Source organism: Pseudactinotalea terrae (assembly GCF_009733845.1).
Taxonomy (GTDB): Bacteria; Actinomycetota; Actinomycetes; order Actinomycetales; family Beutenbergiaceae; genus Pseudactinotalea; species Pseudactinotalea terrae.
This window is the reverse complement of sequence record NZ_WNXZ01000002.1, coordinates 105,644-132,363: the sequence shown is the minus strand read 5'-3', so window position 1 is coordinate 132,363 and position 26,720 is coordinate 105,644. Positions and strand designations below refer to the sequence as shown.

At 67.4% G+C, this 26,720-nt stretch carries 26 protein-coding genes; 15 read left to right on the top strand and 11 right to left on the bottom strand.

Annotated elements, in window-relative coordinates; all coding sequences use genetic code 11:
* Positions 1 to 287 precede the first annotated feature (287 nt).
* From mobF to GPA03_RS08075, 3 genes are all read left to right on the top strand, one after another.
* Complete coding sequence (mobF, locus tag GPA03_RS08085; protein WP_156251500.1) at positions 288 to 4,052, top strand: MobF family relaxase; 3,765 nt, start codon at positions 288 to 290, stop codon at positions 4,050 to 4,052.
* Positions 4,053 to 4,200: 148 nt separating this feature from the next.
* Positions 4,201 to 4,572: a hypothetical protein gene (locus GPA03_RS08080; RefSeq protein ID WP_162458302.1), complete on the top strand. Its 372-nt coding sequence runs from the start codon at positions 4,201 to 4,203 to the stop codon at positions 4,570 to 4,572.
* Positions 4,573 to 5,242: 670 nt separating this feature from the next.
* Entirely contained in the window at positions 5,243 to 5,836 is a 594-nt protein-coding gene (locus GPA03_RS08075; protein ID WP_156251498.1) for a hypothetical protein, read from the top strand.
* Positions 5,837 to 6,414: 578 nt separating this feature from the next.
* On the opposite strand, the gene GPA03_RS08070 is transcribed toward GPA03_RS08075, so the two are convergent.
* From GPA03_RS08070 to GPA03_RS08060, 3 genes are all read right to left on the bottom strand, one after another.
* Positions 6,415 to 6,603, bottom strand: a complete 189-nt coding sequence (locus tag GPA03_RS08070) for a hypothetical protein (RefSeq protein ID WP_156251497.1) — start codon at positions 6,601 to 6,603, stop codon at positions 6,415 to 6,417.
* 450 nt (positions 6,604 to 7,053) lie between these two features.
* Positions 7,054 to 8,166, bottom strand: a complete 1,113-nt coding sequence (locus tag GPA03_RS08065; protein WP_156251496.1) for a hypothetical protein — start codon at positions 8,164 to 8,166, stop codon at positions 7,054 to 7,056.
* Between the two features lie 189 nt (positions 8,167 to 8,355).
* On the bottom strand, positions 8,356 to 9,000 hold the full coding sequence (locus tag GPA03_RS08060) for an AbiV family abortive infection protein (RefSeq protein WP_156251495.1): 645 nt from the start codon (positions 8,998 to 9,000) through the stop codon (positions 8,356 to 8,358).
* A gap of 119 nt (positions 9,001 to 9,119) precedes the next feature.
* On the opposite strand from GPA03_RS08060, the gene cmtR reads away from it, so the two are divergent.
* Entirely contained in the window at positions 9,120 to 9,488 is a 369-nt protein-coding gene (gene cmtR / locus GPA03_RS08055) for a Cd(II)/Pb(II)-sensing metalloregulatory transcriptional regulator CmtR (RefSeq protein ID WP_156251494.1), read from the top strand.
* The gene (locus GPA03_RS08050; RefSeq protein ID WP_156251493.1) at positions 9,485 to 10,096 is read left to right on the top strand and encodes a cadmium resistance transporter; all 612 of its coding nucleotides are present in this window, start codon (positions 9,485 to 9,487) and stop codon (positions 10,094 to 10,096) included. The genes cmtR and GPA03_RS08050 overlap by 4 nt, the downstream gene beginning before the upstream one ends.
* A 531-nt stretch (positions 10,097 to 10,627) precedes the next feature.
* Here the strand turns inward: GPA03_RS08050 and GPA03_RS08045 are convergent.
* A complete protein-coding gene (locus tag GPA03_RS08045) occupies positions 10,628 to 11,017 on the bottom strand; it encodes a heavy metal-responsive transcriptional regulator (protein WP_156251492.1) in 390 nt (129 codons plus the stop codon).
* A gap of 85 nt (positions 11,018 to 11,102) precedes the next feature.
* Here GPA03_RS08045 and merA point away from each other — a divergent pair, with 85 nt between their 5' ends.
* Positions 11,103 to 12,542, top strand: a complete 1,440-nt coding sequence (merA, locus tag GPA03_RS08040) for a mercury(II) reductase (RefSeq protein ID WP_156251491.1) — start codon at positions 11,103 to 11,105, stop codon at positions 12,540 to 12,542.
* 106 nt (positions 12,543 to 12,648) lie between these two features.
* Positions 12,649 to 13,263, top strand: coding sequence for a DinB family protein (locus tag GPA03_RS08035; protein WP_156251490.1), 615 nt, complete (start codon positions 12,649 to 12,651; stop codon positions 13,261 to 13,263).
* Here the strand turns inward: GPA03_RS08035 and GPA03_RS23140 are convergent.
* Positions 13,197 to 13,823 (bottom strand): AMIN-like domain-containing (lipo)protein, encoded by a 627-nt coding sequence (locus GPA03_RS23140; RefSeq protein WP_421958413.1) that lies wholly within the window; start codon positions 13,821 to 13,823, stop codon positions 13,197 to 13,199. The genes GPA03_RS08035 and GPA03_RS23140 overlap by 67 nt on opposite strands.
* A 371-nt stretch (positions 13,824 to 14,194) precedes the next feature.
* Here GPA03_RS23140 and GPA03_RS08030 point away from each other — a divergent pair, with 371 nt between their 5' ends.
* Positions 14,195 to 14,464: a ribbon-helix-helix domain-containing protein gene (locus GPA03_RS08030; protein ID WP_156251489.1), complete on the top strand. Its 270-nt coding sequence runs from the start codon at positions 14,195 to 14,197 to the stop codon at positions 14,462 to 14,464.
* Positions 14,457 to 14,714 (top strand): toxin, encoded by a 258-nt coding sequence (locus GPA03_RS22520; protein ID WP_206673487.1) that lies wholly within the window; start codon positions 14,457 to 14,459, stop codon positions 14,712 to 14,714. Before GPA03_RS08030 ends, GPA03_RS22520 begins: the two co-directional genes overlap by 8 nt.
* A gap of 119 nt (positions 14,715 to 14,833) precedes the next feature.
* On the opposite strand, the gene GPA03_RS08020 is transcribed toward GPA03_RS22520, so the two are convergent.
* Both GPA03_RS08020 and GPA03_RS08015 read right to left on the bottom strand, forming a co-directional pair.
* A complete protein-coding gene (locus tag GPA03_RS08020; RefSeq protein ID WP_156251488.1) occupies positions 14,834 to 15,568 on the bottom strand; it encodes an SDR family oxidoreductase in 735 nt (244 codons plus the stop codon).
* A gap of 102 nt (positions 15,569 to 15,670) precedes the next feature.
* Entirely contained in the window at positions 15,671 to 16,348 is a 678-nt protein-coding gene (locus GPA03_RS08015; protein ID WP_241681161.1) for a flavodoxin, read from the bottom strand.
* Positions 16,349 to 16,449: 101 nt separating this feature from the next.
* Here GPA03_RS08015 and GPA03_RS08010 point away from each other — a divergent pair, with 101 nt between their 5' ends.
* Positions 16,450 to 17,316 carry a helix-turn-helix domain-containing protein gene (locus GPA03_RS08010; protein WP_156251487.1) on the top strand — a complete coding sequence of 289 codons (867 nt, stop codon included), beginning with the start codon at positions 16,450 to 16,452 and terminating at the stop codon, positions 17,314 to 17,316.
* Positions 17,313 to 18,188, top strand: coding sequence for an aldo/keto reductase (locus GPA03_RS08005; protein WP_156251486.1), 876 nt, complete (start codon positions 17,313 to 17,315; stop codon positions 18,186 to 18,188). The genes GPA03_RS08010 and GPA03_RS08005 overlap by 4 nt, the downstream gene beginning before the upstream one ends.
* An 85-nt stretch (positions 18,189 to 18,273) precedes the next feature.
* Here the strand turns inward: GPA03_RS08005 and GPA03_RS08000 are convergent, their stop codons facing one another.
* A complete protein-coding gene (locus GPA03_RS08000) occupies positions 18,274 to 19,260 on the bottom strand; it encodes an aldo/keto reductase (protein ID WP_156251485.1) in 987 nt (328 codons plus the stop codon).
* A gap of 143 nt (positions 19,261 to 19,403) precedes the next feature.
* Here GPA03_RS08000 and GPA03_RS07995 point away from each other — a divergent pair, with 143 nt between their 5' ends.
* Complete coding sequence (locus tag GPA03_RS07995) at positions 19,404 to 19,721, top strand: carboxymuconolactone decarboxylase family protein (protein ID WP_156251484.1); 318 nt, start codon at positions 19,404 to 19,406, stop codon at positions 19,719 to 19,721.
* A 547-nt stretch (positions 19,722 to 20,268) separates the two neighbouring features.
* On the opposite strand, the gene GPA03_RS07990 is transcribed toward GPA03_RS07995, so the two are convergent.
* The 3 genes from GPA03_RS07990 to GPA03_RS07980 form a co-directional block, all read right to left on the bottom strand.
* Complete coding sequence (locus tag GPA03_RS07990) at positions 20,269 to 21,267, bottom strand: LLM class flavin-dependent oxidoreductase (RefSeq protein ID WP_241681160.1); 999 nt, start codon at positions 21,265 to 21,267, stop codon at positions 20,269 to 20,271.
* Positions 21,268 to 21,322: 55 nt separating this feature from the next.
* Positions 21,323 to 21,916, bottom strand: coding sequence for a sugar O-acetyltransferase (locus tag GPA03_RS07985; RefSeq protein ID WP_156251483.1), 594 nt, complete (start codon positions 21,914 to 21,916; stop codon positions 21,323 to 21,325).
* An 805-nt stretch (positions 21,917 to 22,721) separates the two neighbouring features.
* Positions 22,722 to 23,498, bottom strand: a complete 777-nt coding sequence (locus tag GPA03_RS07980) for a siderophore-interacting protein (RefSeq protein WP_156251969.1) — start codon at positions 23,496 to 23,498, stop codon at positions 22,722 to 22,724.
* Positions 23,499 to 23,819: 321 nt separating this feature from the next.
* On the opposite strand from GPA03_RS07980, the gene GPA03_RS07975 reads away from it, so the two are divergent.
* Genes GPA03_RS07975 through GPA03_RS07965 form a run of 3 tightly spaced genes read left to right on the top strand, consistent with a single transcriptional unit; the run spans position 23,820 to position 26,556 of the window.
* Positions 23,820 to 25,040 (top strand): SHOCT domain-containing protein, encoded by a 1,221-nt coding sequence (locus tag GPA03_RS07975; RefSeq protein WP_156251482.1) that lies wholly within the window; start codon positions 23,820 to 23,822, stop codon positions 25,038 to 25,040.
* Between the two features lie 14 nt (positions 25,041 to 25,054).
* Positions 25,055 to 26,251: a TFIIB-type zinc ribbon-containing protein gene (locus GPA03_RS07970; protein WP_156251481.1), complete on the top strand. Its 1,197-nt coding sequence runs from the start codon at positions 25,055 to 25,057 to the stop codon at positions 26,249 to 26,251.
* Positions 26,251 to 26,556: a hypothetical protein gene (locus tag GPA03_RS07965; protein WP_206673486.1), complete on the top strand. Its 306-nt coding sequence runs from the start codon at positions 26,251 to 26,253 to the stop codon at positions 26,554 to 26,556. The genes GPA03_RS07970 and GPA03_RS07965 overlap by 1 nt, the downstream gene beginning before the upstream one ends.
* Positions 26,557 to 26,720: the final 164 nt, after the last annotated feature.

Here is a 26,720-nt window from a genome sequence, read left to right as displayed (position 1 = left end):
GCCCAGTGCCGCGCCCGGGTAGTCGCATAGACGCGACAGGCGAACGGGCCGTCGGCGCAGGGAGCGGCCGCTCCCCACCTTGCCCGCACCTAATCGGGGCCTGGACCGAACCGGCCGCGACCGCGGCAGCGCCTCGCGGCCACGCGCTCCGCTCTCCCCGAAGCTGCACGACCGACCACTTCCGCGTTTGACGACTACTCGAGCGCGACACACCTTTTGCACCACCTGTGAGAGGTCCCGTATCGATATCGACCTGTTCGCGCGGGGCCGTGCGTGTAGTGGGTGTGATGACGATCCACTCCCTGCACGCGGGCAACGGGTATGAGTACCTGACCCGGCAAGTCGCGAGCGGCGACGAGGTGCGGCGCGGGCAGTCGCTGAGCGACTACTACAACGCGCACGGCAACCCGCCGGGGCGGTGGGTCGGGAGCGGTACCCGAGCGATGGAGATCTCGGGGCAGGTCGACGCCCTGCAGATGCGCAGTCTGTTCGCCTTCGGTGCGCACCCGAACGACGAGGCGCGGGTGCTCGGTCGGCCGTTCCTGCGCCGTCGGGAACTGGAGGACGACCCTTACCTGATCGCGCTCGAGCAGGCCTTCACCGCATTCGCTTCTGCCCATGATCGCGCACCTCAGGCCGGCGTCGAGCGGGAGCGTATCCGGTGGCAGGTTGCCACCCAGATGGTGCGTCAGAGCCTCGGCGGGGAGCCGTCCAAGTCCGAGGTCGCCCGCTATCTAGCGCAGCGGTCCCCAGCCACTAGGGAGGGTGTGTCCGGCTTCGATCTCGTCTTCACACCGGCCAAGTCGGTGTCGGTGTTGTGGGCGCTCGCCGACGACGATGTGCGCGAGCAGATCAGTCAGGCGCACGCGCAGGCGTGGCAGCAGACTCTCGCCTGGATCGAGCAGGAAGCGGCCCTCACCCGTACGGGTCGTGGCGGGTTGAAGCAGATCAACACGATGGGGCTGACGGCAGCGGCGTTCGACCATCTGGACTCTCGTGCGGGCGACCCGAACCTGCACACGCATGTCGCGGTCTCGTCGAAGGTCATGGGCGTGGACGGCAAGTGGCGCAGCCTTGACGCTCGCGTGCTGTTCCGGCTGACCGTGGCTGCCTCGGAGCGGTACAACGCCCTGGTCGAGGAGCAGCTCGTGCAGCGTCTCGGCGTGCAGTTCGTGGCTACGCCTCGCCTCGGCAAGAAGGTTCCCGTGCGAGAGATCGACGGCGTCGGCGCCGACCTCGTGTCCTTGTTCTCGCAGCGGCGTGCTGCGATCACGGAGTCGTACGAAACGATGGCCGCCGAGTACCGAGCCACGCACGGACACGAGCCGCCGCGCACCGAGCAGTACCGCCTCGCACAGGCAGCGACCCTGGCGACCCGTACCGCCAAAGAGCCCAGCCGACCCCTGAACGAGAGAGTGCTCGACTGGCGAGCGCGCGCCGTCGAGATGCTCGGATCTTCTGAACGACTGCAGCAGCGACTCGCTTCAGCCCTGCACCGCCAACCGACGGAACCCACCCTCCTGCTGAACGAGCATCAACTCACACAGGAAGTTGCCATGCTGGTGCTACAGCTGCTCGGTCAACGGCGCGCCACCTGGACCCAGTTCCACGTCCTTGCCGAGGCAACGCGGGTGGTGCGCACGCTGCCCGCCGTCCAGCACAGCTCGTGGTCGGTCACCGACGCCGCGCACACGGTGATGGCAGCCTGCATGAAGGCCTCCATCCAGCTCACGCCGTCGGACCCCACACCCACCCCGACGCGCTTGTCCCGGACCAACGGGACCTCGATCTACGAGCAGCACGGGACCACGAAGTACACCTCGCGAGAGGTGCTCGACGCCGAGGCGGCACTCCTGTTTGCTGCACAGACGATCGGTGGTCCCACCGTGCGAGCGAGCACATTCGAGGCTGCAGCTGCTGACGTCCAGATCGACTCCCGACGACGCATGGACACGTACCAGCTCGATCTCGCGCGGCGCTTCGCGTGCAGCGGCCAACAGCTCGTCGCTGGCATCGGACCGGCCGGTGCCGGCAAGACGACGGCGATGCGCGCCTTCGTCGCTGCCGTCCACGGCGAGGGCGGCACGGTTGTCGCGCTGGGACCCTCCGCCGTCGCCGCCCATGTCCTGGGCGACGACCTGCTCGTGCCCGCTGAGACCCTGCACACCTTCATCGCCAGCCACGACCACGGCAACCGCGTACCGGAGCATCTGCACGTCGATGAGCGGACGGTGCTGCTGGTCGACGAGGCCGGGATGGCCGGCACGCTCGACCTGCGGAAGGTGCTGCAGATCGCCCAACGTGAAGGAGCGTCCGTGCGGCTGCTGGGCGACCCGAGCCAGCTGGGCGCCGTCGGAGCCGGCGGCGCGCTGAGGCTTATCGCCAACACCGTCGGGGCTGCCGAGCTTCGCGACGTCCACCGGTTCAGCACGCCCGGTGAGGATGCGGCCGGCCTCCTGGTTCGAGACGGCCGCACCGCGGGTCTGGACTTCTACGTCGATCACGGCCGTGTCCACTCGGGCACCCGCGACGCCGCGCTTGAGGATCTGCACGCTGCCTGGGTCGAGGACCTCGGCGATCGGCGCAGCTCCATCATGGTCGCCGCGACCAACGACGACGTCACCTACCTCAACGAGCGCGCACGTCAGCACCGCATCGCCAACGGTGAGATCGCCGACGACGGCGTCGCACTCGCTGACGGCATCGCTGCCGGGATTGGCGACGTCATCGTCACCCGTCACAACGACCGGCTGCTGCGCCACGGCAGCACCGACTACGTCAAGAATGGCGACCTCTGGACCGTCACCGGCACCCGCGACGACGGCGCACTCACCGTCCAGCACCGCGAACACCACACCCGCACCGTGCTGCCCGCCGCGTACGTGCGCGAGCACGTCCAGCTCGGGTACGCCACCACTGTGCACCGCTGCCAGGGCATGACGGTCGACGTCGCCCGCGTGCTCGTCGACGACTCGATGGCCCGCGAGCAGCTCTACACCGGCATCACGCGCGGCCGGGAGAGCAACCATCTGTACGTCGTCACCGAGGAACTGCTCGACGTCTCGCTGCACCACCAGCCGCAGCCCGATGCCGCGGCGCGCGACGTCCTCGAAGCCGTGCTCGGACGCGGCGACTCCGACGACGCCGCCCTCACGATGGCGGTAGTTGAGCGGGAGGCGTCGGCCTCGCTCGCGACACTCGTGCCCGCGTACGAAGACGCCTATGCGAGCGCGCTCGAGCCCGGGGCCGTCGCCAGGATGGGCGAGGCCATCCGACGCGCCTACCCGTCCGACCAAGCGCGCCGCATCCTGGCCGACGACGCATGGCCACACCTGGCAGGGCTTCTGTACCGCCACCAGCGAACCGGGACCGATGTGTCAGTGCTGCTCGATGAGCACCTCGAGCGCCTCGCCGGGGCGCGCTCACCCGCGGCGCTGCTCGCGTGGCAGCTCGACGAACCCGTGACGGACGGAGAAGGGCTGCCCTCCTGGATCACTCCCCCACCACCTGACGAGAGCCGCCCGCCGGGCGCGAGCGACGCCGTCGAGAATCTGGTGGGAACGACCGGCACACAGGATGCGGCGGTAGCCGCGTGGCTACGCGATCGAGCGCAACGAATCCGCAATCGCCTCGACGAGCTCACCCGACGAGCCGCCGAGCATCCACCGGTGTGGGCCGCGGCGCTCCCAGAGCCACCCGGCATCGACTCCCCGGACCGGCTGGTCTGGGACCACCACGTGCGCCAGATCGTCGCCTACCGCGACCGGTACAGCGTCGATGCCGACTCGCCCCTAGGAAAGCCAGTGCCCGCGGACAGCCCCATGGGTCGTGCGCGGGCATCCGCCGAGTCGGCGCTCACCGCGCTCGGCGCCGTCAATGACGCGCCCGACGTCGCTGAACGAGACCAGCTGCGGGAGATCGAGCGCCAGCAAGCGTTGGAGCAGACCGAGCTCAGCCTCGACGAGCTGCAGCAAGGCGCCCTCGATCCGCTCGAACCGATGCACCAACACTTGAGCATCTTTGGCGACGGTTCGGGGCCGGGGCTCGCCTAGAACGTCTGGTCAGTGCGAATATCAGCATGTTCGTCGCGAACACGTTGATATCGAAGCCGCAGCACGCATGGTGCGTAAATCGGAAGGCGGAGCCCATCCGCCGCCTGTACGCCATCCAGTGGCACGGCTCTCGTGGAGACTGGTTGGCATGCCGGCCGAGCTTCCGAACGCGACGATTCCAGTGATGCGAGCACGAGTCACTATGTACTCCGCTGATCGAGGCGGACGCCGCCTTCCGATCCCCCTTACCGACTCTCAGTACATGCCGCACCTAGTTGCGGAGGGCGGGAACGGCGAGTATCTCGGCGTCGTGTTCTGTGCGGAGGCAGGCATGGAACTCACAGCCGAGACTCCGGCCGAGTGCCGTCTGGGTCTGCTGTACCACCCGCGCGTCGACTACTCGCCACTGCTCCCCGGCCGGGCCTTCAAGATCGTCGAAGGTCCCAAGCCTGTTGGGGAGGGGATAGTCATCGACCCGCCAGCAGTCGGGCTCGCCACTTGCACGAACGCGAGCGCTTAGCGAGGCTCCGACACATTCCGATGCGGAGATGCCCGACGCAGCCCTTGGCTTGCTGCTGTGCGCTCAGGAACGTCGGGTTCCGCGTGATGCGCGAGGTCGCAACGCCGCGCTGGCAGGCCTGTTCTCTCGTTCGACGATCACGACCGGCTATCGACGTGAGTACCACCGATCCGCTCTCCGCGAAGCTGACCGCTCGCGAACATGCTCCGCAACCGCCGCGGGCTCACTCCAGGTGACCTGCGGCGTCAGCGATGGGCACGAGCGCCATGTGCAGTATTGCTCCGACGTCGGAGCAATACTGTCGATCACGGAGATCGGCGATGGCGTCAGATGCTGCGTGTGCGCGAGCGGCGGAGCACCCGGGTCTACTTCCTGGCCTTCTTCGTTGCCGAACCGGAGGGCTCCCTTACCGCCAGGCTGGCCAGCTCGCTACGAGCAACTCTAGAACGGCCCCTCGGGATCCCCGCCCCACGCCCTGTTCCCTCTGAGTTGCCCTCACATCTGCAGCCTGACGCCGCGGAGTGCTACGCAGCAGCCACGATCGGCACGGGCCGAACGCTAGACACGCCAGCTCACGCTCTTTGGCGTGGGCGAAGTGGTCGAGACCCCCGACAGCTCCGCGCGTGCCGAACTCGGCCCTCTGACTCCCTGAGGCGGCAGTATGGGCTGCGTGACGCCGACCCCCTGCACCGACTTGTCTGCGGCCGATTGGCTCACCAACAGCGATCTGCCGTGGGCGCAGTTGGTCACGCTCGGGCCAGCGGGCTTCCCTGCGTATGCGCGACTGCGTTTCATCCCTGACCCGGTATACGCCGGCCAGTCCGAGAACGACGTCGAGCTCGACGGCGATCACCCGTCGGAGCGAACCCCGCTGCATGACGCCCTGGCCCTGCTGACTCCTCACACAACGACGCCCAACGATTGGTACGTCGCCTACTGGGACGGCTGGGGTGCGGAGATGTTCCCTCCGCCGGTACTGAAGGCACCGATAGTGCGTGTACCTAACCGTGACTGCTTCCTGCTGCGCGGCCACGCGGCAAACCTGTTCGCTGCCAAGACCTGGCCCGGGTACCCCCACGTGACAATGCCGGGGCGGCCAGCCTTCGTGTGGCCCGCAGATCGCGCCTGGTGCGTCACGGCTGACGTCGACCCACACTGGGCCGGCATCGGAGCCGACCGCGCCGCGATCAACGAGATTCTGGAAGCCGCCCACCTCGATGCGGTTCCTGCATCGCCCGGCGAGGAGCAGCCGCATTACTGGTGAGCCCGGCTGATGGTGGGGACGTTCGCGCCAACAGCCACGTGCAGCCGCACTGCGCGTATGAACCTCGTGCTGACAGCGGCCGCGTCGAGATGATCACGTTGACCATGACCTCGCACACGGCCCGAACAGCATGCTCGAGCGACGCGTTAGGCCCTCGCGGCCAACACTTCGGGGGCGCTCCTGATCGGGGAGCAGGCCGCTCATCGGCGAGACCCAGCGCATCTCGATGGAGTCGCGGTCAACACCGGTCAGCACGCGTCCAAGCTTGAGCACGTCCCCTCTCGCACCACGCAGCCCCACCGCTGCACGTTCTTTCGGTGCGGCTCACCGCTCACCCCGTCGCGCAGCCCCGCATGTTGCCTTCAACCCTGGATATCCATCCCGACTGCGACACGCGCGACAGCTTCTGTAGGAGCCTGCGGTGCAACAGCCCAGAGCGCCGCTCCGAGCGGATCAGTTCAGGAGACGGCACGCCGGACCAGCTCGGGCTGGTGCAGGGTGACAGGCCAGCTGGCCTGCGCTTGCGCTTGCGCTTGCGCTTGCGCTTGCGCCGATCGCAGCATGCCCCGGGTAGCGGCTCAGGGCACTTCCGCGCCCTGCTGGCGGGCGACGTGGAGCAGGAGCCACCCCTGCGGCACCTGGCGCTCGACGTCGCCGTAAACGGCGCTGTAGTCCTCGCCGCTGCCCAGCAGCTCGGTCCGCTCGCCGTTGCCGGCGTCGTCGATCGGAGTGCCGGCGATCCCACGTAGACGGACCAAGGTGCTCACGTTCTTGATCGTCCCACTATGCCCGGACAGACGCCGGTGTCGACCCTCCCACAGTCCTCGTACTCATCTTCGAATGGGCCGGTGACAGGAGAGGTTAGACACCCCGACCGGGTGCCCATGCGTGAGGACGCTCTCACGCTACCTCTGGCTGCGCATGGGCTCCCGAACACCCGGCTTGATACCCCGATCCCGGTGCGAGTATGGGTCCCACGCGCTGGACTCGGGTGGGTGCAGCTGGCTCGACGGCCGGGCGACCGCCTACACGCCCGTCCCCGCGTCGGTGGAGTACGTCGACGAGACCGGCCGCACGGGCCAGGTCTGGGTGTGGGCCGGTGCCGTCACCCGAACGCCGGTCGGTGCCAGTCCGTGCAGGTCGAGCACCGTGTGGCTATCGGCCGGGCTGTCTAGACGCCTCGCTCATCGTGACCGTTTCCGGCTGGTCCGCCTTGGTCACGGGGCGATGTCGCGATCACTTAGATGGGTCATCAGGTCGACTGTTGCGAGGTACCACCAGAAGAGCCAGTCGAGGTAGGCGTCGTCGTAGTCGGAGCGCTGATCCGCGTTCTTGTGTCGAATGTCGAATTGGTTGGCGATCTGGAAGAGCGCACCCTCGTCCTTCGACAGCAGGTGCTCCTTGACCAGGGCGCGCTGATCTTCCAGTACCCGCGCCAGCATGGTGACGGCCGAGCGCTTATGGGTACGCGTCGCGCCACGATTTCGGAACGTCGCGATCGCGTGACTCACCTCGTCGACGGTCCCCTCTTTGGGCGCCACGGCCAGCTTGCCGAGCAGTTCCTCCCGTGGATCGTCGGTCGATCGCACGAGCCTGCCTACGTCCTCTCCGGAAGCGGCGAAGCGAAGACCAAGGCGCGTTCGTGCTAGCACCTCGTCGACTCGGTGCCGATAGATGGCCTGTCCGGTTGCAGTGATGTATTGACCGAAGTGCCTGCCGCACCCCGCGTAGAGGTGAACGCTCTCGACGACGCGCGGGCGTGCGATCAGGTCGTGAAGGACTTCGACGATCGACAGGAAGAGGGCGTCGCTATGGGTCAACCATTCGGCGGCGTCGAGGGGGTCTGCGCGTATCCCCAGCCGATCCTCGATCAAGTCAGCGGGCCTGTCGTAGTCCCGAGGGGCATCTACGCAGTCCCGTCCCCAGGCGTGGTCGAAGTAGCCGCGCTCCTCGAAATCGATCACGAGAGCGGCTATCCGTCGCTTCGCCCCGGACCAGTCCGGACCCTGATCGACCGGCGCAGCTGGGCCCAGACGCTGCATGTAATAGGCCGGAGCTGCTCCTTCCTCACGCAACTCGTCGGCCCGCCGCAGCAGCTCCCGCATCGTGGCGGCTTTCCTGGACTTCACGTGGAGTGGAGTGCTACCAACGAAGGCCTCCTCTAGCAGCAGCTCGACGGGTGTCACGTCGCCCGACAAATACCCTCGCGGGGACCGGCTGAGGGCCGTCGCCTCCGCGACGAATGCCGCCCTCGGCCAAGCCAGCGCATAGTCGCGGCTGGTCAGGTCGAGTGTGTTGCTGGTGCCCAGATCGAATAGGTCGTCATCCACGCCGTGGTGATGGGGCTCGAACCCAACCTGTCTCCCTGCTCGCATCCCAGAGGTAGCGAGCGAGCACCACACTTCTTGGCCTCAGCGTAGAGCGACCACGTCGCTTCCGAAACGATCGATGCTGGCCCGCATGGGCTGAGGGTGGCCGCGCGATCCATCGGGACCACCGTCACCGCCCAGACCCCCGTCTTAGTCGCGAGCCTCGGTCCACTCGTCGGGATCGTGCACCAAGAGGGACTCAACCTTCTTGGCGATCCAGTCGCTCGTCGAGGGCCTTGGCTTGCCAGCGATGCTGCACATCATTTGGTCATCTTCGAGGGACCACTTGATCACATCGGCCACGCTCCAGATTTCGTTCCTCAGTAGCGGCCTGTCAATCTCGTGGGGCACCGTGAAGGACCCATCTACCTCTAGGTCGACGTAGAAGCCCTGCTGCTTCGCCTTGTTGTCGGCTCTAGCGGTCTGCTTCAGATAGGTGATCAGGAACTCGGGGGCATGGGCTCTCACCAGTTCGATTTCCACAGGCTCGGTGCCGCCTGGCACCTCCATCATCGCGGTGCCGTACTCAGTGACCGCCATCAGCTTCGCGCTGTGTGCACGCCACAGTGAGTGCAGTTCAGAGACCTCGCGGTCCGTCTCGTCGGTGCCGTACCAAGCGGTCGCGAAGGCCTCGCGGACCCAGACCGCTTTGCCGACTTCTTCCAGGGCGAGGACGACGAGCGACTGGGCTCGTGGCGAGGGGAACAGTGCGTCCGCCTCAACGACGATCCGTGCAGCGTTGTCCAGAAGAGCCAGCCAGAGGGCGCGCGCGGCGGCCGGGGACATAGTCGCCATGTCAGCAGCCTAGGAGTTCGGACCCGCCTACGACGGATCAGCCAGGCGGGGCCGTCGTTCCGATAACGATCGTTTCCGGCACAGGCTGTCGGTTCAGTCGACACTGTATAGTTCACCGTATGCTGACCATTGCTACGCGTTTGGATGTGATGAACCGGTTGGGCCGGGCCTTGGCCGACCCAACGCGATCGCGGCTCCTCATGACTCTGCTCGAAGGGCCCGCCTATCCGGCTGAGCTGGCACGGCACCTCGGGCTGACGCGCTCGAACGTGTCAAACCACCTGGCGTGCTTGCGCGACTGCGGCATCGTGGTCGCCGAGCCCGAGGGCCGCCAAACGCGCTACGAGATCGCCGACCCACACTTAGCCCGAGCGCTCAACGCACTGGTCGATGTCACCCTCGCACTGAACGAGAACGCTCCCTGCATCGATTCTGCCTGCCCGGTCCCCGGATGCACCGGATGCACCGAGGCCGGGACTGACGCATGATCCTGTCCTCGGTCCTGCCGGCGATCGGCCTGTTCATTGCGACCAACATCGATGACATCATCGTGCTCTCGCTATTCTTCGCCCGCGGCGCGGGGCAACGTGGAACGACGGCCCGGATCGCCGCAGGCCAGTACGTAGGATTCGCCGGCATCCTGGGCGCCGCCGTGCTCGTTTCACTGGGCGCGGGGGCATTCCTTCCCGAGGAAGCCATCCCGTACTTCGGGCTCATACCCCTGGCCCTAGGACTGTGGGCCGCATGGCGGGCGTGGCGTGGGGACGACGACGATGACGATGACGATGACGATGACGCCAAGGTTGAGGGTAAGAACGTCGGTGTCTGGACTGTCGCCGCGGTCACTTTCGCCAACGGAGGAGACAACATCGGCGTCTACGTCCCGGTCTTCCTCAATGTCGGACCTGCGGCCGTGGTCGCCTACTGTGTCGTCTTCCTCCTGCTCATCGCGGTGCTCGTGATGCTGGCCAAGTTCATCGCCACCCGCCGACCGATCGCCGAAGTCCTCGAACGCTGGGAACACGTCCTGTTCCCTGTCGTCCTGATCGGCCTCGGCATCGTCATTCTGGTCAGTGGCGGAGCCTTCGGTCTCTAACAGTTCCTCGCTGCCCGGCTGCTGCGAGGAGCCGACCCGATGAGCGCCACGCGCTCCGAGGCTCGGCGAGCCACTTTGCACCGCCGAGTCCGACTGATCGTGGCCTTCACGATCAGCTACAACGTAATCGAAGCGACGTCGAGTCCCCTTTCGAGGTGCTCGAGGACCCCGCCGGGCAAGGCATCGAATCGGTGCGCCGATCCGCGATGAGATCCGCGGGCGGGTGCTGACGCTCCTGAACGAGCTCGGCGTTGCCCCCGACCCCCAGTTCACCACCTGATCCCGCCGGAGCGGAGGCAGGGTCCTGTCACAGACACCGGAGTAGTTGGCGCGCCCTCTCAGGAGTCGGTATGGAGCCGCAGTGCGACCCAGAGTCCGCAGCGCCTGCAGATGTAGGCGGGCTCGCTGCCGAGGGCGTGAAGGGATTTGCGCGTTCGGAACCGTCCGCAACAGGAGCACCGCAACGTCTTGCCATCATCCATCTCAGAGATGGTGCCACCTCTAGCCGGATCGGGGTGCGAAGTATGTGGATCAGAGGTAACGGCAAACGGCTCCGGGCGAGCAGGTTGCTGGGTCGGCTGCCGCGGCGTCGTCGCGCAGGTCGGCGACGGTCGTGCGCAGTTGCTGGAGTTGGGCAATCTGCTGGTCGAGGTCCTCGAGCCGGCTGGCGAGCAGATTGGTCACGTGTTGGCACGGTGCTTGGCCTCCGTCCCGGATCTGGAGCACCTGGCGGATCTGGGCGAGGGTCAGGCCGGCAGCTTGGCCGCGGCGGATGAAGTCCAGCCGGTCGAGCACTCCGACGTCGTAGTCCCTGTATCCGGCTGGGGTGCGCTCCGCCTGCGGTAGCAGCCCAGCGTCCTCGTAGAACCGTAGGGTCTTCGTCGTCGTCCCGGCCGCGAGGGCCACCTCACCGATTCGCATGCCCCTCAATCCTTTCCTGCTCCCTTGACCTTCCAGCGCACTGGAACGTTCATGCTATTCCCGACGACGGCGAAGGAAGAAGTGCATGACGGGCACGGACGCGGGGTACGACTTGGCGGTGATCGGGTCGGGCGGTGGCGCGTTCGCCGCGGCGATACGCGCCACGACTTTGGGTAAGCGAGTGGTGATGGTCGAGCGCAGCACCGTAGGCGGCACCTGCGTGAACACCGGATGTATACCGTCCAAGGCTTTGCTCGCGGCCGCCGAAGCTCGACGCGTCCCCCTCGACGCGGCCCGGTTCCCCGGCATCACCGCCACGGCGGGCCCGCTGGACATGCCTGCCCTGATAGCGGGCAAGGACGACCTAGTCGGATCCCTGCGGGCCGAGAAGTACCTCGACCTCGCCGCCGAGTACGGGTGGGACCTACGCCGCGGCTCGGCGAGTTTTAGCGGAACCTTCAGCCGCCCCGTTCTGCAGATCACGGCTCCCGACGGCTCTGCGACGGCCGTCGATGCCGAGCATTACCTCATCGCCACCGGCTCCGCTCCGTGGGCGCCGCCCATCGAGGGACTCGAGGACACCGGCTACCTCACGTCCACTACAGCCATGGAACTCGACCACGTACCCGACTCACTGCTGATCATCGGCGGCGGCTACGTGGCCCTCGAGCAGGCGCAGCTCTTCGCCCGTCTTGGCTCCCGCGTCACGATGGTGGTCCGCTCCCGTCTGGCCTCAGACGAGGAGCCTGAGGCCTCCCAGGCCCTCCTGGAGGTCTTCGCCGACGAAGGCATTCGCGTGATCTGCCAGGCAACGCCGAGCACTGTCCGCCGCGACGAGGCCAAAAGCGAAATCGTGGTCACCGCCGCGGTCGCTGGCACCACGCAGGAGTTGCGGGCCGCCAAACTGCTCGTCGCCACCGGCCGGCGAGCCGTCACCGACGGACTCGGGCTTGTCGCGGTGGGGGTGAAGACGGGCGACCTAGGCGAAGTCATCGTGGACAAACAATTGCGCACATCCAACCCGCGCATCTCGGCCGCAGGCGACGTCACGGGGCACCGGGACTTCGTCTACGTCGCCGCCGCCCACGGCGCCACCGCCGTCGACAACGCCTTCACTGGCGCGCACCGGGAGGTCGACTATCGTCACCTGCCCCGCGTTATCTTCACCAGCCCTGCCCTCGCCGCCGTCGGGATGACCGACCGGCAGGCCCGAGAGGCAGGCATTCGATGCCTGTGCCGCGTCCTGCCGCTGGAACACGTGCCGCGGGCCATCGTGAACAGGGACACCCGCGGGCTCATCAAGATCGTTGCCGACGTCGACACGGGCGCCATCGTCGGAATCACCGCTGTCGCCCAAGACGCCGGAGACCTCGCCGCCGCGGGTGTCTACATCCTTGAGGCCGGCATGACGGTTGACCAGGTAGCCAACCTCTGGAGCCCGTACCTGACCATGGCCGAAGGCCTCAAGCTCACCGCCCAGTCCTTCACCACCGACGTCACCAGACTCTCCTGCTGCGCCGCCTGACCTGTCGGTGCGCCACACCGTCGGACTCTCTGCCTGCCTGGCGTGCCAGGGTCGCGCCGCGGCATGCTGGCCTTCTTGAGGTCGAGTGCGACGGAGGAGACCGATGATGGAGGGACAGGTCAGCCGGCAATCGGTGCACGAAGAGTTAGAACGAGCCCGGGCGACCCTCCACCGTTTGGTGCGGGATGCTTCACCGCCGGCCCTGCGGCGGCGCACCGACGGAACCCGGTGGACCAACCGGCAGATGTTGTTCCACATGCTGCTGGGCTATTTCGTCGTCCGCACCCTGCTCCCACTGGTGCGCACCCTAGGCCGGTTGCCCGACCCGGTCAGCCGCGTGTTCGCCATGGTGTTGAACGCGGGAACTCGGCCGTTCCACGTCGTGAACTACCTCGGTGGGTGCGGTGGTGGCCTCCTCTTCCGAGACCGGCGGCTGTTGGCCCAAATGGACCGCACCATCACCGCGTTGCACCAGCGGTTGGACCGGGAAACTGACACGAGCCTGGCGCTGCGCATGCATTTCCCGAGGGGCTGGGACCCCTACTTCACCGAGACCATGAGCGTCACGGACGTGTATCACTACGGCACCCAGCACTTCGACCACCACCGCAAGCAACTCACGCTAGAACCCAGTGACATCGACACCCGGCCGAGTCACCCGCCAGGACTCGCTCGTCCACAGACGCCCACGAACGACGGCCGGCCAGCGTTGGAAGAGTGAACCGCCACCGACCACACCGCCTTGGAACCGGCAGGTATCTTCAACGTCGGCTGATCCCCCATCCAACATGCCCGCCACTGAGCATCGACAGAACCCCGCCATATAGCGGCCAAAGCCACATCGTTGAACCTGGCCTCCGCGACGAGGTCGTGCGGACCGGAAACGCTATGGCTACTGCCAGTACCGGGCTGCCATGTCGCACCGAGGACGCTCAGCTGGAGGATCTCCGATCCCCCGATGGGTTGGACGGCTCCGCTGCCGTCAAGGATTACCTCGTCGACCCACTCCGCCGCGAGTCCTAGCCGCCCCGGGGCACCACTGTCGGGCACGACCCTGTCGAACTCGACAACTACCCTCTCGAACCCGTCACACAGCGCGGACTCGAGCGAATCGAAGAGCAACCCGCCAGACCCATCGGTGTGCTGAATCTCTCCCGTCACGTCGGGCGGGAGGAAGTCGCTGCGGCCGGGATCCGCAATCTCGCACGGCGTGATCTGCGGTTCCCGCGACGGCGACGGGTCCGTGCAAGCCGCAACACTCCCCAGAAGCGCGATTGCCATCACGAATGTTGCCCTGCGATCCCTGCGCATGCACTCGACAGTACGGAGCGGACGTCCGCGAGGGCGCCTCAACTCGGCGGCGTGTCCGCGCGCTCACCCGACATCCGCAGGCTTCTCCGACACGGATGACGACGAGAGAACCGGCTTCACCCGGTCATCGCACTCCGCCAGGCGTCGAAGACGCGGTCGATCTCGGCTGGGTCAGCGAAAGTGTCGAACGCCGCCTTGGCTCGCTCGACACTCAGTGGGTCGCGCACCACGCCCGCTGTCCACGCAACGCTCTGCCCCTGCGGCGCCGCGCTCGACGTGACCGATCGTGGATGCGATCCCTGCTGCCCTACGCCACTCAGGTTTTCGTATACGCTAATGGGATGAGTGAACACCTCATACGCGGCAAGCCCGTCACTGATGATCAGATCCAGGCATGGGCCGACGAGGCCGAGACCGGCTACGCGCTTGCCGACCTCCCGAAACCGCGTCGGGGTCGCCCGCCGGTGGGCGAGGGCCCTGGAATGGTCGTCCCAGTGCGGCTCGACGCGGCGACCGTCGCGGCTCTGACCGCCCGTGCAGAGGCCGAGGGCATCGCTACGCGGTCGGATGCGATCCGGGCCGCCGTGCGTGCCTGGACGCACGTTGCCTGAACTGCACCGATCGGCTCGCTCGCATTTCCGTCGCGATCGGCTCGACGATGCCGCCGTCCTGTATGCCTCGTCGCACGTCCTGCAGTCGCGCCCCCTCGATGACGAGGATGACCCCAGACGCTGGCTCATGATCGGAGCCGATCCTGCAGGACGGCTCCTCGAACTCGTGACGTTGATATACGACGACGGCTACGAGCTGATCATCCACGCCATGAAGGCCCGCATCCAGTACCTCGATGACCTCGCGTGAGGACAACCTCGAAGAGAGGTCTGGACCGAAGCATCTCGCCAAGTCGTAGATCTCTGCGACGCACATCGCGTGTCGTCCGCGGGCGCCCGCTGTCGAGGTGAGGCCGTACGAATCGATGCTCAGCCGAGCTGGTCGGCGGGACGGAGCAGGACTTCGTGGATGGCGAGGTGCCGCGGCCGGGACAGCACGAAGGCGATGACCTCGGCAATCTCCTCGGGCTTGACAGTTGCCGCGTCGTAGCTCTTCTGTACGGCCCGGCGGGTCTGCTCGTGGGTGATGTGGAGGGGCAGCTCGGTGTCGACGACCCCGGGCTCGATGAGGGTGACGCGGACGCCGGGCAGCAGTTCCTGGCGCAGCGACTCGGACCATCCGTTGATGGCCCACTTGGTCGCGGCGTAGACGCCGTTGCCGGCGCGGGCGGTGCGGCCGGCGACCGAGGAGATATTGATCAGGTCGCCGCCGCCGTCCGTGAGCTGCTCAAGGAAGACCTCGGTGGCGGTGATCGCGCCGAGGAGGTTCGCCTCGACCATGGCGCGGTAATCCTGGTGTTGCGCGGAGGAGAACGGGCCGAGAAGCATGATGCCGGCGTTGTTGACCAGGACGTCGGCTCCGCCGAGCTCGTCCCGGACGCGTCGCGCTGCTGCCAGGAGGGAGTCTCGGTCGGTGACGTCGGCCTGGATCGCGATGGCCCCGTTGCCCAGCTCGGCGGCCAGGGCGTCGATGCGGTCGATTCGGCGGGCAAGGAGTGCGACACGGTAGCCGTCGGCGGCGAGGGCTCGGGCGGTGGCCGCACCGATCCCGCTGGATGCTCCGGTGACGACCGCGACTCGGCCGGTGCTCTGTTCGCTGGTCATGTTCAGGTCTCTCTCGCTGGGGTTCGATCGGCTCGCCTCAATGGCACCAGTGCAGCGCGTGCCGAGGAAGGCACTGGTAGTTCCACCTTCCATTCGACGGCTCTATGTCAGCCCGCTTTCGCGGAGCCAGGCGTCGACGTCGGCTCCTGCATCGTCGACGTCTTCTCCGCGGACGGCGAGGCCGTCCGCCACGTCGCTGCCGGGAAGGGAGTCGCGGTATTCCCGGTCGATGCCGCTCATGCCGGAGACGGCGTAGGTGACGAACGGCAGGATTCGCTTGCCTGCGAGGTCGACGCTCTCAACGAAGGTGGACATGATCATCGGTGCGCGGACGTTCCAGACAGGGCTGCCCAGCAGCACCGTGTCGTAGCCACCTGTGTCCGGGAGCTCATTCGCGATCGCGGGCCGCGCGTCCGCGTTCTGCTCGCGCTGATTGCGCTCCACGGTCGGGTCGTAGGCCTCCGGGTACGGATCGGCGGCGAGGATCTCAAACTCGTCGCAGTCAATTCGCTCGGTGATCGCCTGCGCGAGCCGCTTCGTGTTGCCGACCTCGAGGTCGCGGCGTCCTCCCTCCCAGTAGTTCTCGCCCGACCGGGAGAAGTAGACGATCAACGTGGTCGCAGGAGCCGAAGGCTGTGCATCAGGGGTCATGTCGGGGCTTGTCCGTTCCGGCGGCTGCGTCTGGCTGGTGGGCGCGTCCTGCGGCGCGCAGCCGACCAGAGCCGCCACCGCGGCCAGTCCCGTCGTGCCCACCAGAGTTCTTCGGCTTATCTCGATCACACTCCCAGTGCACCCCGCCTTCGCTACCTCTGGGAGGACGCGCTTATCCGTGCCCTGGCAGTTCCTCCCGCGGCGCGGCGGCGATCCGTAGCGTGGAGGGCATGAACCAGAGGGACGAGGTCGGCGACTTCCTGCGCACCAGGCGGGACCGGATCACGCCGGAGCAGGCGGGCATCCTTCCCGGCAGCCGTCGGCGGGTGCCGGGCCTGCGCCGCGAGGAGGTCGCCATGCTGGCCGGCGTCAGCGTCGAGTACTACGCGCGGATGGAGCGCGGCGACCTGCGTGGCGTCTCGCCCGAGGTCCTCAACAGCCTCGCGAGGACGCTGCGCCTGGACGAGGCGGAGACTGATCACCTGCACGCCCTGGCAGAGGACGCCCGCCCGCAGCCCGCCCGCCGCCGAAAGAAGGCCGAGCAGCCGTTCCGGCCGAGCCTTCAGCGGTTCATCGACGCCGTCGCGATGCCGGTGTGGGTGCGAGACCGGCGGATGGACTTCGTGGCCGGCAACGCGATGGGCCGCGCGCTGTACGCGCCGCTGCTGCAGGACCCGGCGAGCCGGGGCAACACGGCTCGCTTCGTCTTCTTCAGCCCTGCTGCCCGGATCTTCTTCCCGGACTGGGAGGAGAGCGCCGCCAGCATCGTCGCCTCGCTGCGCACCTACGCCGGACAGAACCCCCGGGACAAGCGCCTGACAGACCTGATCGGCGAGCTGGTCACCCGTAGCGACGACTTCCGAGTGCGGTGGGCCGCGCACGACGTGCGCCACCACCGCGCCGGCGTCAAGCGCATCTGCCACCCCGAGGTCGGCGACCTCGAGCTGGTGTACGAGGCGATGGACTTCCCGGCCAACCCCGAATGGTTCATGTTCGGCTACACCGCCGAGCCCGGGACCCCGAGCGAGGACCGGCTGACGCTGCTGGGCAGCCTCGCCGCCAGCCCCCAGACCGCAGAACACGAGGAGAGAGCATGACCATCATCCTGAACAATGGCGTCGAGATGCCCGACCTGGGCTTCGGCGTCTTCCAGACGCCGCCCGAGGAGACAGTCTCCTCCGTCGCCGAAGCGCTGCGCGTCGGATACCGCCTCATCGACACCGCCGCCTCGTACTTCAACGAGCGCGAGGTCGGGGAAGGCATCCGCGCATCGGGCGTGGACCGGTCGGAGGTTTTCGTCGAGACCAAGCTCTGGATCTCCGACTACGGCTACGACGAGGCGCTGCACTCCTTCGACAAGTCCGCGGGCAAGCTCGGCGTCGACCAGATCGACCTGCTCTTGCTGCACCAGCCGCTGACTGCAGATTTCGAGAAGACGATCGGCGCGTACAAGGCGCTGGAGAAGCTGCTCGCGGAAGGGAAGGTCCGCGCCATCGGCGTCAGCAACTTCATGCCCGACGTGCTGGAACGCCTGCTCGCCGAGACCGAGGTCGTCCCGGCCGTCAACCAGGTCGAGGTCCACCCGTACTTCTCCCAGCCCGAGGTGCAGAAGGCCGATGCCCAGCACGGCATCCTCACCCAGGCGTGGTCGCCCATGGGAGGCATCACCAGCTACCGCGGCGACTCCACCCGCTCCACGTTCGACGATCCGGTGCTCGGCGACATCGCCACCGCGCACGGCAAGACGGCGGCGCAGGTCATGCTCCGCTGGCACCTGCAGCAGGGACGCTCGGCGATCCCGAAGTCGGTCAATCCCGAGCGGATTGCCGCGAACTTCGACGTGTTCGACTTCGAGCTGACCGGCGACGAGCTGACCCGGATCGATGCCCTGGACACGGGTGTGCGCAGCGGTCCCGACCCCGACATCATCACCCTCGAGAACTTCCACCGCGACATCCCCGAGGCCTGAGCAGTCGCCTGCGCAGCCCCGACGGTGGGGTCAGTGAAGCGCCCCGCGTGCCACACGGCAGGCGGGGCGCTTCACGTTCAGGTGGTCAGCGGTCGATCCACTTCTGCATCTTCTCCGGGTAGCGCGGAGCCGTCGTGTCGATCAGGGCGGACTGCTCGGTCAGCTGCTCCAACTCGTCGCCGTTCAGCTCGACGGCAGCTGCGCCGACGTTCTCCTCCAGGCGGTGGATCTTCGTCGTCCCGGGGATCGGCACGATCCACGGCTGCTGGGCGAGCAACCAGGCCAGGGCGACCTGTGCAGGCGTGACGTCCTTGCGCTCGGCGATGGAGGTGGCTAGGTCGACGAGCTGTGCCCCGGCGGCGCGGCTCTGCTCGCTGTAGCGCGGCAGGGAGGCGCGGACATCGCCCTCGGCGAAGGAGGTCGAGCTGTCGACGGCGCCGGTGAGCAGTCCCTTGCCCAACGGGCTGAAGGGGACCAGGCCGATACCGAGCTCCTTCAGGGTCGGCAGGATCTCCGCCTCCGGTTCGCGCCACCACAGCGAGTACTCACTCTGCAGCGCGGCGACTGGTTGCACGGCGTGGGCGCGGCGGATCGTGGCCACGCCGGCCTCGGACAGGCCGAAGTGGCCGACCTTCCCGGCCTCGATCAGCTCCTTGACGGTCCCAGCGACGTCCTCGATCGGCACGTCGGGGTCGACGCGGTGCTGGTAGAGCAGGTCGATCTTCTCCACGCCGAGCCGCTGCAAGGAGGCGTCCACGGTCTGTCGGATGTATGCCGGCGTGCTGTTCAGGCCGGACTCTCGGGTGCCCTCGAAGTCGAAGCCGAACTTCGTGGCGATGGCGACCTGGTCGCGGACGGGTGCGAGGGCCTTGCCGACCAGCTCCTCGTTCAGGAAGGGTCCGTAGACCTGGGCGGTGTCGAAGAACGTCACGCCGAGGTCGACCGCGCGGCGGATCACCTCGATGCCGTGCTCGTCCTCGACCTTCATCCCGTATCCGTGGCTGAGCCCCATGCATCCGAATCCGATAGCTGCGGCTTCCAGACCGCCGGCTCCGAGCGTGCGCTTCTCCATGCTGCGTCTCCTTCTCGTGTTGTCTTCTTCGAGGCTAGGCGCGTCGATGCCGGTCTACGGCGTACTGCCAGTTCCTCCCTCCCAGCGTGACCGCGGCCTAGCGTGGTCGCGCCAGTCCCCGTGCCGATACGAAGGAGCCCACCATGACCGGCACCAGTCCCCGCGTCGCGCCCGACCTCATCCGAGAGCACGCCCCGAAGCTCGCCGACCTCACCGACGATGTCCTCTTCGCTGACGTCTGGGAGCGCTCGGAGCTCTCGCCGCGCGAGCGCGGCCTGATCACCGTCGCTGCCCTGATCGCGCTGGGCCGCGACGCGCAGCTGAAGAGCCACATGGGCAGGGCGATGCAGAACGGCGTCAGCCGCGACGAGCTCGCCGAGGTTGCCACCCACCTCGCGTTCTACGCCGGCTGGCCCGCGGGCATGAGCGCCGTGAACGTCCTCGCAGCGATAGAGGAGTGAGCACATCGGCGAGGAGACCGGCATCGCGCTGACCACGCTCGTGCTCGGCTCGGTCGTGGGCGGCCAGGGAGTCAGCGACCGCTCTCCGTGTTTCAGGACCGGACACAACGGGTTGTGACAGCACACGGTTCTACTGTCACACCACTGTCACAGCTCGACGAGCGTCAGTATCACCGCAGGTCAGAGCCATTGAGGTGACTATCCCCCATCCTCCGCGAGAGTCCTCGAGAGGAGAGCACGAGTCACTGTGTACTCCGCTGAGCGAGGCGATCGCCGCCTTCCGATCAATCTCACCGGCACTCGGTATATGCCGCACCTTGTCGTGGAGGGTGGGGACGGCGAGTATCTCGGCGTCGTGTTCTATTCGGAATCCACGCTGATGACTCCTCAGGAGTAGGCACGTGGGCGCCCCACACCGCTCGCGCCCTCTCCCGGGCAACCTCGGCCGGGGGTCGCGTCAGCGCAACCCCGCACGACCTAGCGTCTCTGCGGGCAACCTGGTGGGTGCCACAGTGTCGACCGAGGGTGCGCATCGGACGGATCAGCGCTACTGGACCTGGGCGAGTTGCTCCAGCTGGGAGCGGCGGTCCTCGCCTACCGGCGTGAGCACGACGCTGGTGGCGCCGGCGTCGTGGCGCGCGGCGATCTTTGCCCGAATTCCTTCCGGCGTCCCGGCGAGGCTGAGAGCGTCGACCCAGGTGAGCGGCAGTTTGCGCGCGAACTCTTGGGGTGATTCGCATTGAGCACGCAACGCCGCGAGGTCGTCTGCGAAGTCGAGGTCGACAAGGTGGGGTGCCCAATCGGGCTCGCCGATGTAGGCCAGTCCAGGGCGGACCGCCTCGAGGGCCTGTCCGCTGTCGCTGCTGACTGCCGCAACGTCGTAGGTGATGAGCTGGTGGTGTGGACCGGTGGCCGCGATGTGGCTGAGCGCCGCTCGAATGTAGGTCGGTGGAGCCGGCTCGGCCAGCAGTGTGCCGTCAGCGATCCGACCCGAGAGCCCCAGCGACCGCGGTCCGCGAACTCCCAGAAGGACGGGAGGAACGACGTCGGGTAGCTCGGTGAACTCTTGATGCTCGAGCGTGACGTACCGGCCCTGAGGCACGGCCTCCCCGCGGAGTACCGATCGGACCGCTGTGGCCGTTTCCTCGAGGAGGGTCAGCGGGCTCGCGGGCCACAGGCCAAGGCTGCGCATCCACGCCGGCATCCCGTGGCCGAGCCCGGCAACGATGCGACCGGGGAAGAGCTGCCCGAGCGTGGCGATCTCCATCGCCGCGAAGGCTGCGTGACGCGCCGCGGCGGGCGCGATTCCGATGCCGACGGTGATGCGTGACGTGACGGCCAGCACTGCGGCCGCCTGTGCCACACCGCCGCGGAAGCCGAGGTCCTCGAGGACCCACAGTTCGTCGAAGCCGAGCGAGTCAGCCTGCCGCGCGAAGTCAAGGACTTCGTGGGACGGCAGATCGCGCGGAAGCATCACGCCGATGCGGCGGCCGGTAGGTGCCGACGGCGCATCGGGGTCGGCGGAGGTGTGGGCTGTCGTGGTCACGTCGTCGTCCTTGGGTGGTGTGGCATCGAAGCTCCTCGAAGGTCTGTCGGGCTGGTCAGCTCTTGACGAAGCCGGTGATGTCGGCCTCGGTGATGGCACGGATGACGCGGGCGGGATTGCCTGCGGCGACGACGCCGGCCGGGATGTCCTTCGTGACGACGCTGCCCGAGCCGATGATCGACCCAGCACCGATGGTGACGCCCGGGTTGACGGTCACGCCTCCCCCCATCCAGACGTCGTCGCCGATGGTGACCGGCTTGGCGTAGCAGGCGCCGGCCGCACGCTCGCGCGGGTCTGCGGCGTGGTTGGAGGTGAAGATGCCGACGCGGGGACCGAACAGCACGTTGTCGCCGATGGTGATCGTCGAGCCGTCGAGCAGCACGCAGTCGAAGTTGGCGAAGAAGTTGCGTCCGAGGTGGATGTTGTAGCCGAACTCGCACCGGAAGGTCGGCTCGAAGTGAGCACCCTCCCCTACCGTCCCCAGGATGCGCGCCAAGACCTCCTGACGCTCTTGCTGCGGACGACCGAAGGTGGCGTTGTAGGCGTTGGTCGCCAAGATGGTGTCCTCACGCGCCTGGACGAGCTCCGGGGTGAGGTCGTCATACATGGCGCCGGTGAGAATGTGGGCCCTCTGGTCCTGCAGGTCCATGGGGTCTCTCCTTGCGAGTCTGGGTTCCCGTCGAGGGACGCCCACGGGTGGGCGTGGGGCAGAGTGGGGATGAACAGCTGCGAGTCCGCGCTCTCACGAGACCATGGACGGCCCCGCCTGCGGGGGATGCCCAGAGCGTGCCGCCGACATGCACAAACGTACACACCTCGGTCGAGGAGGAACGGACGTGAGCGGCACTCGGCGCGAGGTCCCCAACGACATCGGAAGCAAGGACCGGATTCCGGATGCGGCCCTCGAGGCTCCTACCAGTTCAATCAGCTCGCCTTGAATGGTCGCAGTCTCGCAGTGGTCTCCGTACACACCAGAGCCGTCAAGAGAGCCGAGTCGCTGCTGGCCTCTCTTGTCGACGACCTGGAAGTCCGAGGCCACGCCATCCAGGCACTTCGTCGCCGAGGCAGCCCATTCCCACCCACGGCGCGCGACGGACTCAAGCGAGCGTTGACTGACTCACGCCGCTGGGTAGTCAATGAGGCGAGCCGCGTCCCTCGACCACTAGGTGGGACCCAAGCACGGCCACCTTCGGTGAAGGAACACGCATACGGGTCTGCGACCGCTACGCAATCACGCAGGTCAGAGCGACTGGGGCGACAATCCCTCGTCCTCCCGCCCAAGCAGGTCCATGCAACCCGACTCCCCGCGCGTATCTTGGCTCGATCGATCCAGGCGACGATCGACGTCCCGCTCGCGAGCTGACGTCGCACGCCGCCGCCGCCTAGGGGCTGCGGTAGGAGATGTGCTGCAGGCAACCCTGCGGAGCCGCGCCGCTTCGGAGGGCGCCGCTCGGTCAGGTCGTCGCGGGTCGACCGTGCCGCCAGTAGCCAACGAAGTCGACGTTGCGCTTGGGTACGCCCCACTCCTGCACGAGGTGACGGCGGGCACCCGTGGCCAAACCGGACTCGCCGATGAGATGGGCGTGGACCTCGCCGCCCAGGGGAACGGTCGCCTTCACGGCTTCCAGCGCGAGCTGTCCCGGCTGGTCGCCGCCCGCGGACTCGTCCCGGTGGATCCACCGCACCTCCATCTCGGGCGGCACCCGGAACTCCTGTCTGTCACCGGCAGTGGGTACCTCGATGATCGCGATCCCGCGGGCATCCTCAGGGAGCGAGGCGATGACTCCGGCCACAGCGGGCAGCGCTGTCTCGTCACCAACGAGCAGGGTCCAGTCGTGCGGATGGTCCGGTGTGAATCCGATGCCTTGGTCGAGGAATCCGAGGCGATCACCAGGGCTGGCCGCCAGCGCGAACTGAGCCGCCGGTCCCAGTCGCCCTGCCACGTCCTCGTGGATCACGGAGTCGATGTCCACCTCTCCCGTGTCGGGACGCACGTTGCGACAGGTGTACGCGCGGACCCACGGGCGTCGCGCTCTGGGCGTGGCGAGGTACTGGAGGTACCAACCGACCTCGCCAGTACGCGTCGGCAGCTGGAATGCGTCCTGTCCCTCGCGCGCGAAGAAGAGCCGGCACCAGTGGTCATGCCCGCGCGGTGCCAGCTGGTCCAACCCACCAAGCGTCAGCCGCACGAAGCTCGGACTGAGGCGTTCGACGTGACGTACGTGCGCCATGGTGAACTGGCGATCGGTTGGAGTGTTCTTCTTTCTCCCCACGAGCTGAGGATAGCCTTACCTAAGTAGGTAGGTCGGCGCTGGTGTGGCGCTGGACGCCCCCTACCGAGCCGCAGGCGCCCCGCTCCCCACGGAAGAAGTCGACTGACGACTCCGGCGATGCCCGCGTCCGGCCAATCGGATCCAGGCACACCTGCCCACCACGACCCGTGCCGAAACCCTCGCAGATCCCTATACTCGAGCCGATCGACGCGGATCGCTGCGCGTCCGCACACCCTGGGCTCAGCCCAGCACACATCGGCTAGAGCAAGGGGCAAGACTGTGGGACTCATTCAGGCGATCACCGGAGCCATCGGCGGCACGCTCGCCGACCAGTGGAAGGACTTCTACACGGTCCCGCAGGGCCTGAGCCCCACCGCGGCGGTCTTCGCCGCCGTGCCGCGGGGCACCAACGCCGGCCGTGGCTCGAACACACGCGGCTCCGACGGCGTCATCACCAACGGCAGCAAGATCCTGGTCCCCGAGGGCTACGGCCTCATCCTCATGCAGGACGGCGCGATCACCGGTTTCGCAGCCGAGCCCGGTGGTTACGAGTGGAACTCCGAGGCGCAGGACTCGCAGTCGATCTTCGCCGGCAACGGCATCGTCAGCCCGCTGATCACCACCTCCTTCGAGCGCTTCAAGTTCGGCGGCCGGCCCAGCACCCAGCAGCGCGCCTACTTCGTGACGCTCAAGGAGCTGCCCAACAACCGCTTCGGCACCCAGTCGGAGATCTACTGGGACGACGCCTACATGAACGCCCAGGTCGGTGCGATCACCCGCGGCACCTACACGCTCAAGATCAGCGACCCGATCCTGTTCGTCAAGAACTACCTGCCCGCCAAGTACCTCGAGCCCGGCCAGGTGTTCGACTTCACCGACATCGACAACGACGCCGCCTCCCAGCTCTTCAACGAGGTGGTCGGCTCGCTCGCCCCCGCGTTCTCGATGTACACGAACGATCCGAGCAAGGGCAACCGGATCACCAAGATCCAGCAGGACTCGGTCGGGTTCGCGCAGAGCCTCTCGGCCGCCGTCGAGCAGAACTACGGCTGGAGCACCGGGCGCGGCCTGACCATCGTCAGCACCGCGATCATCTCCATCGAGTACGACGAGACCACCCGCGAGCTGCTGCGCAACGTCCAGCGCGCCGACGCCCTCTCCGGCGCCCGCGGCAACTCCAACCTGCAGGCCTCGGTGGCCGCGGGCTTCGAGTCCGCCGGTGAGCAGGGTGGCGGCGCCGGCCTGGTCGGCATGGGGCTGGCAGCCGGCACGACAGGAATCGGAGGGCTGCAGCAGCCGGTTCCCGGCGTCGGTGGTGGCGGGGCCGGGCAGCCCCAGCAGGTCCCCGCCCAGCAGCCGTACGGTCAGGCACCGCAAGCGCCCGTGCAGGATGCCGAGGACCCGATGGCCAAGCTCGCCAAGTTCAAGGAGATGCTGGACGCCGGCCTGATCACCGAGGACGACTACAACGCCGCGAAGGCCAAGGCCCTCGGCCTGTAGGGCGGCCTGCACCGATGTCGACTCCCCCACCGCCGTCGCAGCCGCAGGACCAGCCCGAGGTCGTCAACACCCAGAACGCGGATCTGGGCGACGGCGTCAACCGCTGCCCGCGCTGCGGCTCCACCGACATCCAGCTCCGTGCCTCGACCGGCATGCTCATCTGCCTGTTCTGCCGCCACGAGTGGAGCGAGCAGCAGGCTGAGGGTCAGCTCTTCGACGACGGGAATCTCACCGAGCTGCGGGGCACCACGATCGGCTCGGGCGCGGCGGACATCGCTGCCGACGTCAACGCCGTCGTCACCCTGAAGTGCCAAGGGTGCGGGGCGGAGGTCGTGGTCAACACCGCGGCCGCCATGTCCTCGCGCTGCCACTGGTGCCGACACGTGCTGACGATCAACAACCAGATCGCCAACGGCGCGGTCCCCGACGCCGTGCTGCCCTTCGCGCTCTCCCACGAGGAGGCGGTCGCCCGGATCACGGAGTTCGCGAGCAAGCGCAAGACCTTCGCGAACCGTCAGTTCCTCAAGGAGTTCACGCCGCAGAACGTCGTCGGCGTGTACATGCCGTACATGATCGTCGACGGCAACGTCAGCAGCGACGTGTACGGCCACGGCGAGGTCGAGACGCGCCGCTACACGCGCGGCACCGACGAGAACCGCAGAACCTACTACGACGCCGACGTCTACCAGCTCCATCGCCACGTGGACTTCACCGTGGACGACCTCACGATCGAGTCGTCGGCGGAGCGCGCCATGATGGACACCTCCGTCAACACGAACAACATCATCAACACGATCCTGCCGTTCGACACCAAGAACGCCGTCCGCTGGAACGCGAACTACCTCAACGGGTTCTCCTCCGAGAAGCGCGACCAGGACGTCGAGCAGCTGCAGCCTGCGCTCGAGCACCAGCTGCTCTCGATCGCGCGATCCCAGGTGGCGCCGTCGGTGTCCCGCTACGGCCGGGGCGTGCGGTGGGAGGCCGAGAAGGTCGATGTGCACGGCACCCGATGGGTGTCCATGTATCTCCCGGTGTGGCTGTACTCGTACTTCCAGAAAGAGAAGAACATGGTGCACTACATCGCGGTGAACGGCCGCACGGGCGAGACGATGGGCAGCATCCCGGTGGCGCAGGGCAGGCTGCTCGCCGTCTCCGCGGCGGTGGGTGTCGTGGCCGAGGTGCTCGCGATCATCATCCTGGTGGTGAGCTGATGGGCATCGGTGCGGAACTCCTGGCCACGGGTGCGCCGATCCTCGCCGCGGGCGGATCCGGCGACGGCAGCCCTGCCGGCATCCTGCTCGCCGGCCCGATCGCGGCGATCGCCGTCTACGGGCTCCTGTTCCGCTACTACCGCAACACCGACAAGTCGCACTCATTCGAGACCGAGACCCGCATCCAGGCCGCTCCGATCACCGGCGGGGAGCAGAAGGTCAACGAGATCCGAGGCACCCAGCAGACCCAGATCCAGGGCAACAACGTCAGCAACCACCGGCAGCGGGTGCAACGGGCGCCCTAGCGCGACACGGACGCCGGCAGCCGCGTGCTGCAGGCGATGGCACGGGCGTGGAGCGCCCGCGGCGGCCTGCTTCGAGCCTGGCATAACGTCCTGGCTGCAGGGTCTGCCACTCCGGCCCCTGCGCCGGCGGTGGACCCGGCCGTCAGCCGAATGACGGATGCTGC